Origin of the sequence: Woronichinia naegeliana WA131 (genome assembly GCA_025370055.1) — a bacterium.
In the GTDB taxonomy this organism is placed as follows: domain Bacteria; phylum Cyanobacteriota; class Cyanobacteriia; order Cyanobacteriales; family Microcystaceae; genus Woronichinia; species Woronichinia naegeliana.
In genome coordinates, this window is sequence record CP073041.1 from 740,119 (window position 1) to 753,636 (window position 13,518).

General features: G+C 40.3%; 13 protein-coding genes and 3 pseudogenes. 8 read left to right on the top strand and 8 right to left on the bottom strand.

All coding sequences use genetic code 11. The features are described from left to right. The first annotated feature begins 217 nt into the window (after positions 1-217). Entirely contained in the window at positions 218-1,345 is a 1,128-nt protein-coding gene (locus KA717_03835; GenBank protein ID UXE62030.1) for an ISAs1 family transposase, read from the top strand. On the opposite strand, the gene KA717_03840 is transcribed toward KA717_03835, so the two are convergent. Continuing rightward, positions 1,334-1,774 (bottom strand): ISAs1 family transposase, encoded by a 441-nt coding sequence (locus KA717_03840; protein ID UXE62031.1) that lies wholly within the window; start codon positions 1,772-1,774, stop codon positions 1,334-1,336. The genes KA717_03835 and KA717_03840 overlap by 12 nt on opposite strands. Positions 1,775-2,025: 251 nt before the next feature. On the opposite strand from KA717_03840, the gene KA717_03845 reads away from it, so the two are divergent. The 3 genes from KA717_03845 (at position 2,026) to KA717_03855 (ending at position 3,887) form a co-directional block, all read left to right on the top strand. Then, positions 2,026-2,241, top strand: coding sequence for a helix-turn-helix domain-containing protein (locus KA717_03845; protein ID UXE62032.1), 216 nt, complete (start codon positions 2,026-2,028; stop codon positions 2,239-2,241). Between the two features lie 77 nt (positions 2,242-2,318). Continuing rightward, the gene (locus tag KA717_03850; protein UXE62033.1) at positions 2,319-3,362 is read left to right on the top strand and encodes an IS630 family transposase; all 1,044 of its coding nucleotides are present in this window, start codon (positions 2,319-2,321) and stop codon (positions 3,360-3,362) included. Positions 3,363-3,458: 96 nt separating this feature from the next. Next, positions 3,459-3,887: a hypothetical protein gene (locus KA717_03855; GenBank protein UXE62034.1), complete on the top strand. Its 429-nt coding sequence runs from the start codon at positions 3,459-3,461 to the stop codon at positions 3,885-3,887. On the opposite strand, the pseudogene KA717_03860 reads toward KA717_03855, so the two are convergent. After that, positions 3,843-4,139: pseudogene (locus tag KA717_03860) on the bottom strand (transposase). The gene KA717_03855 and the pseudogene KA717_03860 sit on opposite strands and share 45 nt — an antisense overlap. A gap of 216 nt (positions 4,140-4,355) precedes the next feature. Between KA717_03860 and KA717_03865 the strand changes: the two are divergent. Further along, entirely contained in the window at positions 4,356-4,598 is a 243-nt protein-coding gene (locus KA717_03865; protein ID UXE62035.1) for a hypothetical protein, read from the top strand. A gap of 761 nt (positions 4,599-5,359) precedes the next feature. On the opposite strand, the gene KA717_03870 is transcribed toward KA717_03865, so the two are convergent. Beyond that, positions 5,360-6,031: an IS630 family transposase gene (locus KA717_03870; GenBank protein ID UXE62036.1), complete on the bottom strand. Its 672-nt coding sequence runs from the start codon at positions 6,029-6,031 to the stop codon at positions 5,360-5,362. A 17-nt stretch (positions 6,032-6,048) separates the two neighbouring features. Then, complete coding sequence (locus tag KA717_03875) at positions 6,049-6,195, bottom strand: hypothetical protein (GenBank protein UXE62037.1); 147 nt, start codon at positions 6,193-6,195, stop codon at positions 6,049-6,051. Between the two features lie 139 nt (positions 6,196-6,334). Between KA717_03875 and KA717_03880 the strand changes: the two genes are divergently transcribed. Continuing rightward, positions 6,335-6,529: a transposase gene (locus KA717_03880; protein ID UXE62038.1), complete on the top strand. Its 195-nt coding sequence runs from the start codon at positions 6,335-6,337 to the stop codon at positions 6,527-6,529. Between the two features lie 17 nt (positions 6,530-6,546). Further along, positions 6,547-7,722: an IS4 family transposase gene (locus KA717_03885; protein UXE62039.1), complete on the top strand. Its 1,176-nt coding sequence runs from the start codon at positions 6,547-6,549 to the stop codon at positions 7,720-7,722. A gap of 296 nt (positions 7,723-8,018) precedes the next feature. On the opposite strand, the pseudogene KA717_03890 reads toward KA717_03885, so the two are convergent. The 4 genes and pseudogenes from KA717_03890 to KA717_03905 form a co-directional block, all read right to left on the bottom strand. Continuing rightward, a pseudogene (locus KA717_03890) lies at positions 8,019-9,300 on the bottom strand (ISKra4 family transposase). A 55-nt stretch (positions 9,301-9,355) separates the two neighbouring features. After that, positions 9,356-9,502, bottom strand: a complete 147-nt coding sequence (locus KA717_03895; GenBank protein UXE62040.1) for a hypothetical protein — start codon at positions 9,500-9,502, stop codon at positions 9,356-9,358. A 268-nt stretch (positions 9,503-9,770) separates the two neighbouring features. Continuing rightward, a pseudogene (locus KA717_03900) lies at positions 9,771-10,526 on the bottom strand (IS630 family transposase). Between the two features lie 496 nt (positions 10,527-11,022). Then, a complete protein-coding gene (locus tag KA717_03905; protein UXE62041.1) occupies positions 11,023-12,177 on the bottom strand; it encodes an ISL3 family transposase in 1,155 nt (384 codons plus the stop codon). Between the two features lie 399 nt (positions 12,178-12,576). On the opposite strand from KA717_03905, the gene KA717_03910 reads away from it, so the two are divergent. After that, complete coding sequence (locus KA717_03910) at positions 12,577-13,497, top strand: IS982 family transposase (GenBank protein ID UXE62042.1); 921 nt, start codon at positions 12,577-12,579, stop codon at positions 13,495-13,497. Positions 13,498-13,518: the final 21 nt, after the last annotated feature.

The following is a 13,518-nucleotide window of genomic DNA, read 5'->3' on the forward strand; positions in this document are numbered from 1 at the left end:
TTACCTCGTTAAGTATTTCTACTTATTGCAAAGGTGAGATGCTCCCAGTCAGGGAAACCGTTTGACCAGACTAAGTTGGCTCTTCCTAACGTTGTTTTAGAGGAGGAAACTGATTTTTTGCCTCAGGGCGAACGCATCTAAAAATGATACAGATACAAGAACATTATAGAGGGATGGATAAGGGAAAATAAGGGAAAGTGCATAGAAAACAAAAGCGATGAAACTCCGACCCAAATATAGACTGGTAGAACACTTTGCCGAAATAGATGACCCTCGCATCGAACGAACAAAACGGCATAAACTCATTGATATTCTAACGATTGCCATCTTAGCCGTCATTTGTGGAGCAGAAGGTTGGGTAACCATGGAAAGTTTCGGCAAGGCTAAACATCAATGGCTAAAAAAAATTTTGGAATTGCCGAATGGCATCCCCTCCGACGATACGTTTGCGCGTGTATTTGCTAGTCTGAATCCAGAGCAATTTCAAGACTGTTTTCTGCATTGGGTCAAAAGTATAGCGGAGGTAAGTGAAGGAGAAGTGATAGCGATTGACGGCAAAACCCTTCGCCACTCCTATGACAATGCCAACGGAAAGGGCGCAATTCAGATGGTAAGTGCATGGGCAACAGCAAATCGTCTAGTACTAGGACAGTGCAAGGTGGAAAGCAAATCGAATGAAATCACGGCGATTCCTAAACTCCTGAAAATGCTAGAGGTCAAAGGTTGTATCGTAACGATTGATGCCATGGGAACTCAGACAAAGATTGCCCAACAGATAGTAGGGCGAGGGGGAGATTATGTTTTGGCATTGAAAGGCAATCAAGGTAATTTATGTGAGGATGTTGAACAATTATTTGCTCATGCTCAATCGGTTAATTTTGTGGGAATTAAGCATGATTTTCATCAAACAATAGACAAGGGACATGGACGGATTGAAATTCGCCGTTGCTGGACGATGGAACAAACAGAATTTTTGCTGGGTGCGGAGAAATGGGCAAAGTTGACGAGCATCTGTATGATTAAAGCGGAGAGACGATTGAAAGACAAAACAGAGTATGAGACTCGCTACTATATCAGTAGCCTGCCGAGTAATGCTCAAAAATTATCCCAATCTGTTCGTAGTCATTGGTTGATAGAAAACTCTTTACATTGGGTTCTAGACTTGGCCTTCAACGAGGATGCTTGTCGCATTCGTAAGGATTTTGCTCCTGAGAATTTAGCCGTCTTACGCCATATCGCTCTTAACTTGCTCACAAAGGAAAATACTCTGAAACTTGGTATCAAGAATAAACGGCTACGCGCTGGTTGGGACGAGGACTATCTCCTTAAGGTTTTACTCGGATAAGATGCGTTTGCCCTGCCTATCATAAGAACCTCTTTTCGTTTTTCCATCTATCTGTATCAGCTCTATGTCCATTTTCTCCGTTAGACTGCTTATCCAGCTCAGAAAACTTTTTTCTAGTTCTTCTGTTTCCAACATTCCAAATACTCTTCCAAAGGTATCGTGAGAGGGAATTCCCTTTGGTAACTCTAGAAACATTTCTAGCCATTCTCGTTTGGCTTTGCCATAGGCTTCAATTGCTACGAAGCCATCTGCCCCTGACAATACTGCCAATATTCCTATGGTGACAATTGCTGTTAAGTTATAGTCTTGCCTTCTCCCTGTTCTCGGTTCTTTTAGGCACTGAAAATGTTTCAGTATGCTTCTTTTGATAATTTTGACTTCTTTTTCTTGTTGTGGGGTTAGAACTCTTGCGCCGAAGCCTTTTGCCATCTTTGACCTCACTCACTTACTTTTTTTAAATAATAGCCTTTTCTTCTCTTAGATGACTGCTTCTTTTTTACACTATATTTCTCTCTTTTTGTCTGTATTTTTTGTAACAAATAAGATGCGATTACCCTGTTTTTTGCCTGTTTCCCCTTGACACTTAACACAGTATCTACTAGTAGTCTAAGGCGTAAGTTAAGATACTATTATTAGGCAACCGATAAAAAGATAAATATAGGTATATAGGAGAAAAAGTCATGCCCCGATTAGCCTCCAAAGAGTTAAAGTTGGAAGCAAAAGAACGAGAACATCTAGAAAAACTGATAAATCGTCATACAACAGAGCAGCAAATTGCCTTAAGGGCAAAAATAGTGCTTCTGGCAGATGAGGGAGAAAATAATCGAGAAATTGCTAGAAAATTAAAAATCAGCCGAAAAATGGCAAGTCAATGGAGAGAAAGATGGATATACTGAACACGGTCACAAGTTGCGAATTTTAAAAATAAGAGATAATATAGTAAAAATAGAAAAAGTAGTCAAGAGGCTGAGAAATGATTAAGTTAGAATTTACGGAAGAAGACAAAAGACTGTTGTCTTACGGTCGGTTTAATCACCCGCATCCTAGAGTACAGCTAAAGATGGAAGTTTTATGGTTAAAAAGTCAGGGATTATCTCATCAAAAAATTGCTCAATTCGCAGGAGTTTCAGTAAATACGGTGACAAGCTATATCCGTGATTATCAAGAGGGCGGGATAGAAAAACTAAAAGAAATAAAATTTAATCGCCCGAAAAGCGAGTTAACAGAGCATCAAGGGACAATTGAGGCATATTTTGAGTCAAATCCACCAGCAAGAATAAATGAAGCAGTAAAAAGAATAGAAGAATTAACGGGAATAAAAAGAAGTCCAACGCAAGTCAGAAAATTTTTAAAGTCAATAGGAATGAGGTGTCTAAAGGTGGGAACAATTCCATCAAAAGCAGATGTAGAAGCTCAGGATAGCTATAGAGAAAAAGAGCTAGAACCAAGGCTAGAAGAGGCAAAAGCAGGAAAAAGGGCAGTTTTCTTTGTAGATGCCTCTCATTTTGTAATGGGAGCATTTGTAAATTTTATATGGTGCTTCAAAAGGATTTTTATTAAGTCACCATCAGGGAGAAAACGTTTTAATGTGTTAGGAGCATTAAATGCAATTACCCATGAAGTAATTATGGTAACGAACAGTTCTTATATTACGGGAACTCAGGTTTGTGAACTCCTAGAAAAGATAGCAGAATTAGGACTATTAATACCGATTACGTTGGTATTAGACAATGCTCGTTATCAAAAATGCCGAATTGTGCAGGAGTTGGCAGAATCATTAGGAATAAAGTTACTGTACTTACCTCCTTATTCTCCTAACTTGAATTTAATTGAAAGACTGTGGAAGTTTGTGAAGAAGAAGTGTTTATACGCAAAATATTATGAAGATTTTACGCAGTTTTCTGCAGCAATTTCAGGATGTCTTGAAGATGCTAACGTAAAATATAAGGAGGAGCTTGATTCTTTGCTCACCTTACGATTTCAACGCTTTGATAAATCTCAGATTATGAACGTTTGAAGTATAGCAGGACAGAAAAGTGAAATAGAAATAACAGAAAGAATCAAAGATGCTGAACGTAGTGGAGCACCCGCCAAGTTTAAACGCGAACAAATCTTGAAGTTGTTCAAATTAGCCTGTGATGACCCAAAGAATTATGAGCGTCCGATAAGTCACTGGACAGGACGAGAATTAGCCGAGGAATTAGTAAAGCAAGGAATAGTGGAAAGTATATCTCCTCGACAGGTAGGAAGATTATGGGAAGAAGCAGATATTAAACCCCATCAGTCAGGATACTGGCTGAATCCCCCCCCTGACCCAAATTTTGGGGAAAAAGTGAATGATATCTGCCAAGCCTATGAGAGTGCAATTTTAGGAGAGGAAAAGGGAGAAAAGACTATTTCTCTAGATGAAATGACGGGAATTCAAGCATTAGAGCGGAAAGCACCAGACCGTCCGATGTCTCAGGGGAAGATTCAAGGTCGAGAATTTGAATATACTTCAAACGTTCATAATCTGAGATTTATCAAAGCGTTGAAATCGTAAGGTGAGCAAAGAATCAAGCTCCTCCTTATATTTTACGTTAGCATCTTCAAGACATCCTGAAATTGCTGCAGAAAACTGCGTAAAATCTTCATAATATTTTGCGTATAAACACTTCTTCTTCACAAACTTCCACAGTCTTTCAATTAAATTCAAGTTAGGAGAATAAGGAGGTAAGTACAGTAACTCTATTCCTAATGATTCTGCCAACTCCTGCACAATTCGGCATTTTTGATAACGAGCATTGTCTAATACCCAGCAATTCTCAGTTTTAGATACAGCAAGCCTTTTAGGGATTTAAAGAACATTTCAAAGGGGGTTTTTGGGGCAATTCTATATGTACTACCATGCCTGAAAGCCTGAAGACTCGTAAAATGAACTTGTTAATCCCGTTGAATTTTACCCCGTATTACGCGGGTACATCCCGGATAAAGTAGTACATAGAATCTGGGGTAAAATGGAAAAAAACTGATGAGCGAAAAAAGTATGTTACCGATTCCCCCAGAAGAAAAAGCACTGTTAAAACAGCATCTCACCGAATCAGCCCGTATCCTGCGCAAATATACGGAACCAGAGAAACAGAAGGACTTTGGAAGCATCGAAGTAGAAGTCAGAACCCAGATGTTAGAAATTGTGGGGCCAACAATGGGGGAGTTTTTTTTTCAGAAGGGGGAAAAAAACGGTCTGGAAACAAGCGAAAAATCAAAACCCTAGTCGGAGAAGTGGAAATAAGCCAAAAACAAGCCAGAAAACTAAAGGTGTCGCCAAAAATCGTCTTAAGTCCAGGTTTAGAGAAATGCTGTCTAAGAGCCAGTGCGAAAACATCCTACCAACAAGCAGAAGAAGATATAGAGGAGTTGATGGGGATAAAAGTAGGACATAGCAGTTTACATCGCTTGGTAGAACGGACAGAACTGCCCTTAGCTCAAGCTCAGTCAGAGAGTGCGGGGGTCAGTATAGATGGGGGAAAGATTTGTCTGCGGGGCGAGGAGAAGGAAGGGGGACAGTGGCGAGATTATAAACTGGTGAGTCTTCATGGCAATGTCTGTGAAGCCTTTTTCCAAGACCCAGAGGGCTTAAAGAATTGGAGCAATGTTCAACCTTTGTCCCCAATAGTGACCTTTTTGGGAGATGGTCATCCCGCAATCTGGAATGCGGTAGAGAGTTTCGCCACTCAATCGTGGCTGATACGACGAGAGGTGTTGGATTGGTATCATCTCAAGGAGAATCTGTTCAAAGTGGGTGGCTCTCTCAAACGGCTAGAAGCAGTGGAGCATTTACTGTGGCGGGGTTTTGTGAACAAGGCAATAGATGCGTTTGATGGAGTCAAAAGCAAGAGGGCAAAGAATTTTCAAGCCTATTTGACGAAGCATTATCAGCGTATCCCTGATTACCAATACTATCAACAGCTTGGTATTGTGATTGGTTCTGGTGATGTGGAGTCTAAGATTAAACAGGTGGGAGCTAGTGGTCTGTCAATTTTCTATTTGTGGATAAAGACGCTTGAGACGGATACGAGCCTCAGCCGTCGTGAATTGCCAATCTACCGACTTTTGGGAATGATTGCGCTGAGTGTACCAAGCCGTTGTTTCTTGCTCTAAAGTTTCCCGATCTGGAATTCGACGAGCTAGGCATTGCCGAGTCATTGCGGACAGCTCGTTTTCAGCAATATTAAGCCAACTGCCATGTTTTGGGGTATGGTGAATTTCCAACCGTTCGACTAGACGACGAGCCGTGGAAGGCTCAAATGCTTCATATAGTGAGGCAAGTTTGTGAGTATTTAGCTGATCACATACTAAAATGACTTTGTCGTTATCAGCATAGTCGTTATCGAGTAAATTCTTAATTTCTGTTGCCCAGTCAACCGATGTTCTACGTTCACTGACAACTGTCTTTCGCCACCCAGACAAGGGTTCTGTAAACATAAAGATATTGGCTGTTCCATTGCGTTCATATTCGTAATCATGCGCCTCTGGCTGTCCAGGTTTGGCTGGTAGAGGAAGGCGGGTTTCTTTGACCAATTGTATAGGTTGCTCATCCATGCAAATCACTGGACAATTGGGGTCATAGGGTCGGTGATAAATTTCTAGAACATCTTCCATGTTAGACACAAATTCGGCACTCTTTTCTGGTGGAATCACGTACATCTGTCGCAGATGAGGTTTTAGTTCGTTTTTTTTAACACTTGACGCACGGTTTCGTGACTAATTGCTGGCACAATTTCTAACTCGACCGCCTTGTCGGCTAGTCTGACTTTTCCCGTTAAGTCCAAAATCCAGCAATGCAAACTTCTAGAGGCTTTATCTGGCAAGGGTTTGAGTAATGATTCTCTTGACAGGAAAAAAATATTCTGAAGCCATCATCCCGCTTATCGTTCAAATTTCAAAAACAAAGGATGAAGGGAGTATGAGACTGTAAAATGGAGAAAATCTTAAAGGGCAGGTCAAAAAATGTTGGAATGGTGGACAAAAAACTTTGCCAGTTGTGAATTGGGAGACGAGAGGCTAAACAATCGTGCCTTCTCGATTGGGAAAAAGTTAAGTGAGGGGTTTGGAAAAGCCTTATCAGAAGTGTTTAAGGGAGGAAACGAGTTAAAGAGGGCCTATGAATTTTTGGGAATCCGAAAACAGACTTTGTCAAGATAATAGAGCCGCACTGTGAAATGACAACTGCCGCCGTAGAAGAATATAAGATAATGCTATCAGTCGGAGATACGACCTTCTTAGATTATCGCAATATCAAGGAAAAAAGGGAAGGGTATGGGCCGACTGGAAAAGGAGGGAATGGATTAATACTGCATAGTGCTTTAGCAATTGAGCCAGAAAAAGGACAAGTATTAGGTTTATTATGGCAAAAACTGTGGAATAGGGAGGTAAAAGAAAAGCCCCCAACAGATGAAACGGCGAAGCAGAAAAAAGAAAGACAGAAAGAACAAAGAAAAGCAGCTCGTCAAAGACCATTTGAGGAAAAAGAATCCTACAAATGGGTAGAGGCTCTAAACACCTGTGAGAAACAGGTAGAAAGTTCAACGAGGGTAATTCATGTATTTGACAGAGAAGGAGATGTTTCAGAAGTCTTTGACTCAGTGCGTCAACTCAAGCATACAGGAGTGCTGGTCAGAGCGTCTCATAATCGTAGTTTAGACAAAAATAGTGAACGACTTTGGCAACATTTGGAATCAGAACCGATTCGTTTTCATCAAGAAATCGAGATTCCGAGTACAGGAAAAAGAAAAGCACGGAAGGTTAAGCTTGCCGTCCGATTTTGCTCAGTTAATCTACGAACTCCCTATCGTTTTGATAATCGTGACCCGTTGAATGTCTATGCTGTTTATGCGACAGAAATCGATTGTCCCGAAGGCGAAACTCCTTTATCTTGGATGCTTCTGACTACAGAAGTTGTTGAGACTATTGAGATGGCTGTCACTATTCTTCGTTGGTACACCTACCGATGGCGGGTTGAAGAATTTCATAAAGTCCTTAAGTCTGGTTGTCAGAGTGAGCGTTATCGACTTGCCTCTGATGGAATGAAAACTCTTTTGGGTTTTTTAAGTGTCATTGCTGTTGAACTTTTACACGTTACTTATCTTCATCGTACCCAGCCCGATGCTCTCGCGATTGAAATTCTTAATCCTCTTCAACTTCAGGTGTTAAAAGCAGCCGCCTCTCAAAAACTTCCCCCTATTTTGACTGTTGCTTGGGCTGTCGAGTCTGTTGCTTTTCTTGGTGGTTATCTTGAACATCGTCGTAAAACTCCTCTCGGTATCCAAGTCCTTTGGCGCGGTTGGTTGAAGTTGCATGACCTTTGCCAAGGCTGGCAGCTTGCAATCCGCACTTAACGGGAAAAGTCAGGTCGGCTAGTAACCTCAATGTCCAACGGGCTTGACCAGCAGGCGGTTCTCCACAACGTAAGGCGATTAGTTTTGCTTCTACCTCTCCATCAATAATCGGTTGACGAGGCGGCGTTTTGCGGGGCTTGCGGCTTAATGCTGACTCCACACCTTCATTGACCAATCGCTCCCTGAGATTGGCGACTGTGTTACGGTGACAACTAAAGGCGGCGGCAGCTTCCTCATCCGTCCATCCTTGTCCATTCACATCGGGTGCGACCTTTAGTTGATAAAAGCTGTTGTAATCAGGGTTCTACAGGGAACCCATATTGATCAAGTTTTGCCCAAAATTGACTCCATCGTTCCTTGGTCAATACCAAAGCTCGTAGGCTCAAAATAATTCCTGCTCCTTTTTCCTTCCATCGCATCCCTGAACAACATAATCGTTGTTTGACCAACGTCTTACAAGCTGCTTCCGTAACACCTGAACCAATCGGATACTTTTTCTCTATGTATTCAGCATAATCCATTTGATGCTGATGATTCTCGTAATAAGTAATCGCCGCTTGTAGTTTCTCGGTAAGATTCTTAGAATGACTTTTTTCTTCTTTGACTTCTTTCATCAGATTTAGCAGTTCTCCTGCTTTTCCTTTTTCATGCTTGAGTTCTCGACAATTTTCAGTCAACCATTCTTTTTGTTTTGACACGGTATTCGGATGCAACGCTTCTGCCAAGGCACCTAAGTAACCAGAGGCATGATAGAAATCTAATATCTGTTCTTCCGTTTGCTTTTCTAAAAACTTCCAATTTGATTCTGCCCCGTCTGCTATCCCGACCAATGTTGCCTCTGGATAACGGTTTTTCGCTCGCTCAATTTCTCTTTCTAATCTTTCTAGAAAACTCTTTTTTCCATACTCTGGTGCCGCACCTAGATAGATTGTAGGTTGACGTTCGCCTTCACTATCGTATAGGGAAACGGTTCCCACCATTGCTTCACGGTAGCCATCCTCACACATCAGCATACAGGTTCCATCTAATCCTATTCCCACTGTTGCAATTTGGCTATCCTCCTTGGGCGGGGCATAACTCCACGCTTCTTCTTTTGCCTGTACCACACTTCCTACTGCTTCACTCAATCTTTGGATATAGGATAGCGCTACTTTTCTACCATGATTTTCTAATAAATCATTTTTCACCTCTTTGCCTGCCATCCCTGACATTTTTGAGGATACCTGTTTTGCCAATAATGGCGTTGATGTTATGATTATCCTTGCTTCTCTTTCTAAGGGGCAATACGTTTTTCCTCAAAGGTGAACGCTGATATACATGACGATTCACTATAACCTCACCATAAGGTGTTTGATATTCTTTCGGTTGCTCTCCCTTACTCTTCCAGATTTCTTCACCGATTTTTAAGGGTGAACCATCTGTATCTAAATATTTCAAGGCTTCTTTGCTGGCGATGCAACCTACTTCGTTTAAGCCTTTTTGAATATTTATTTCTGTATCCAACATTGAACGACTGAGTTCTAATGTTAGTTCTATTTTTATCTTTGAACCCTCTACATTAATTAGTTTTGCTGTCATCATTGTTTCCTCTTTGTCACTTTTCATCCCATGTTAACACTTTTCTTTTCCTTCATCAACTAAAGGTCACACCCTTCACATCAATGTTTAACAGAATATTGGCGTGCTTAATTTTGTAAGCCGCTCCTTTGCCGATGGATACCAAATCTTTTAGGGTCTGACGTTCTTCTTGACTTAATCGGACAATATAGGTCTTGAGCATGGTTACTTATTACGATATCTGTTGAGGTAATGAATAGCCTCTCCATTTTCCCTCAAATTCACAATCTTTAGCTTGACAGACCACTAGGGTTAAATTGTCGGGAGCACGTTGGCATCTTCATAATGTTTCTCGTATTCTTCGGCTACGATGTGCTTATCTCAATCACTCTCCTCTTTTGAGTGTCAATGTATTATCTTAAGTGGGATGCACCCGTATTACGCGAACTAAAACCTGAAACCCTTGCTACAGGGCAAATTTAGAATTGCTGGTCTAATACCAACGTAATCGGTATTAATAGTCCTAATTCTGCTATCTTTTCTAGGAGTTCACAAACCTGAGTTCCCGTAATATAAGAACTGTTCGTTACCATAATTACTTCATGGGTAATTGCATTTAATGCTCCTAACACATTAAAACGTTTTCTCCCTGATGGTGACTTAATAAAAATCCTTTTGAAGCACCATATAAAATTTACAAATGCTCCCATTACAAAATGAGAGGCATCTACAAAGAAAACTGCCCTTTTTCCTGCTTTTGCCTCTTCTAGCCTTGGTTCTAGCTCTTTTTCTCTATAGCTATCCTGAGCTTCTACATCTGCTTTTGATGGAATTGTTCCCACCTTTAGACACCTCATTCCTATTGACTTTAAAAATTTTCTGACTTGCGTTGGACTTCTTTTTATTCCCGTTAATTCTTCTATTCTTTTTACTGCTTCATTTATTCTTGCTGGTGGATTTGACTCAAAATATGCCTCAATTGTCCCTTGATGCTCTGTTAACTCGCTTTTCGGGCGATTAAATTTTATTTCTTTTAGTTTTTCTATCCCGCCCTCTTGATAATCACGGATATAGCTTGTCACCGTATTTACTGAAACTCCTGCGAATTGAGCAATTTTTTGATGAGATAATCCCTGACTTTTTAACCATAAAACTTCCATCTTTAGCTGTACTCTAGGATGCGGGTGATTAAACCGACCGTAAGACAACAGTCTTTTGTCTTCTTCCGTAAATTCTAACTTAATCATTTCTCAGCCTCTTGACTACTTTTTCTATTTTTACTATATTATCTCTTATTTTTAAAATTCGCAACTTGTGACCGTGTTCAGTATATATTCGTCACGGCACTCAAACGTTAATAGCCAGTTTTGATGTGGCCAAGGGTCAAGTAATCTGCTCTACAGTCGGAAATACTCGCACAGAGGCAGACTATTTAAGCCATATCCAAAAAACCATTGCCACCAGCCCTGATGTAGCAAAATGGCACTTGATTATGGATTGCCTAAATACCCATCAGTCAGAATCTTTGGTTCGCTATGTAGCAGAATTTGAGGGACTTAATCTTGAATTAGGAGAGAAGGGCAAGAGTGGCATCCTTCAATCAATGGCGAGTAGAGCAACTTTTCTCAGTGACCCCAATCATCGAATTGTTTTTCACTTCACACCGAAGCATTGTTCATGGCTCAATCAAATTGAGATTTGGTTTGGTATTTGGCTCTCCCCTTGTCTGTGTGTAATGTTATGTTACGAGTTAAAGCAAGCTAACAATTTAAGCCGTAGATGCTCAAAATTAGCAAATCCATAACTTTTCCTTTTTATTAATTTAATTTTTGTATTCATCCCTTCCGTTAATCCATTAGTTGTATGGTTTTCAAAATAATTGCATATACCTGTCAAATGAGTTTTCAGCATACCCACACTTTTTTTATAGAATAGGCTCGCTGTTCTCATCCATTTTTCAAATTTTCTCCTTGCACCATTTGTTGTTCTTGAATGCTCATAAATATCTCTAATCTCTTCCTTCATTTCATACGCTATTCCTAAACAAGGATACATTTTCAATATCTCTTCTAACTCTTCTCTTTTTTCTTCTTTTAACTCTTCTTTATTTTTCCATAATAGGTATGTTAAACCCTTTTTATGCATATTCATTTTCTTTCTCAATTTATTCAATTCTTCATTTATATTTTTCATTACATGAAATCTATCATAGACGATTTTAGCATTTACAAATAACTCCTTTATTGCTGACGTAAATCCCTCCCACATATCCACACTTACTTCCTTTACATTCTCTCTAACCCTTGCTGGCTGCACTTTTAGGGCTTCTATTATCTCTTCTTTTTTGTGTCCTTTTATTACTTCTAACAATTCCTTTTTATTTATATCTATCACTGTTGTAATAAAGTCTTTTTTTCCTTTTCTATTACTAAATTCGTCTAAACTTATCTTTTCTGGTAATTCCCATTCCTTCTTTTCTGCCTGCTTTGCATACTCTTCAAATATTGATTCCAATGTTCCCCAACTTATTTCTTCTTCTTGCCTTACCTCTTCTACATTTTTCTTTTTTACTTGCTCATAAATCTTTTCTTCATAACGAATTGTATAATGTTTTCTTAGCTGCATAAAGTCCAGTCTTTCTGTTATGTATTTCTGACATTTTTCACAATGGAACTGGCGGCGGGGCACTTCCAGATATACTTTCTTTCCCAATAGGGATAAATCCCGAACCAAATTATATTCTATTTGATTTATATCTTCCAATTCTTTATGACAATTTGGACATTCCATTACTTCGTTTTTCATTTTTAATTTTAAGAACAAAGCACCATCTATTTCTCGATAGTTTACGACTGTTACCTTTGGCAAACCTAGTAGCTCATCCAAGTTTATCCACATACTCCACCTCCTACCGTGGTATTACTATTATACACTTTCCACACAGTTGGGGGAAGAGCCATCCTGTCAATGCGTAAGTTCTGGGCCTGCTAGGGGATTTACGTTTGATGTCATAGAGCCCCAGGGCAAACAGCAATTCCAAATTCAAAACTTGATAGCTCTGAAAACCTTACACCAAAAGGACTTTACAATTCTTGACAATTTGGTGAATCGCTGAAACGACGCAAAATCGTTCTGAATTTATTTTTGCTGCAGGGCAAACGCATCAAAATTCTAGACTCTTTATTTGACAAGCCTTTTAGCATTTCACGGCTGATGTGAGATAGAGATGTTTGCAAAATCAAGGGGAGCATCATGATAAAGGTAATCATACTCCAAAGCATGAGGTCTCCCATAAATATGATAGATGCTCCAACCCTCTTGACCATCATTTATGTCCTTGTGGATGACTGGTATCAAGAACAAGGATATCGCTTTATTCCCATCTTGCCTAGACCCAAGCCTAGTTTCAGTGAGAGTGAGATGTTGACATTATTGTTAGCAATGGATTACTTCCCCTATCCCAAAGAACGACAATTTCTGGGATTTATACGAGCAAACTACTTGAGCCTGTTTCCCAAGCTCTTAGACCAGAGCCAGTTCAATCGACGTGCTCGGCGATTAGAAGGACTGATGGAGGAGTTAAGACGCTCTTGGGTTAAGCAGATGGGTGTCCATTTCGAGCGAACGCTGCTCCTCGATACAAAGCCAGTGCCCGTCGTTGGTTACAAGCGAAGTAAAGGTCAAAGCGATTTTACAGGCAGTGCCACCTATGGCTATTGTGTTAGCCGCCAGATGAAGTATTTTGGCTACAAGTTAGTCGTGGTGAGCAGCCTTGAGGGTGTCCCTTTGGTTTATTCTCTCGTCCCTGCTCATAGTGACGAACGGGAAGCAACAGAATCCGTATTGCAGTTCATTCAAGGCTGCAACATCTTGGCGGACAAGGGATTTGTTAGTACTGATTGGCAGTCCGAGATATCGAGAACTACAGGTAATCGAGTCTCTACAGCTAAGAGAGTCCATCAACATCAACAAACTCCTCCCGTCTTTGAGCGGCTTCTCCAGCATTTTCGAGAACGGATTGAGGGAGTTTTCAATGAGGTGCAAAATACAGGACGCAACTTGGAGCGATTGCTCAGAAAGAAAGTTGAGGGACTCTGTGTCCATGTTGCCGCTAAAATGGCAAGTCATACGCTACGTATATTGTTGTGCCAGCTTTTTGGCATCGATGTTCTCACCTTTGAGCAGACTCCTGTTCAACCCTTTGGACAACTCACATAAGGCGTACTATCTTAATCTTTA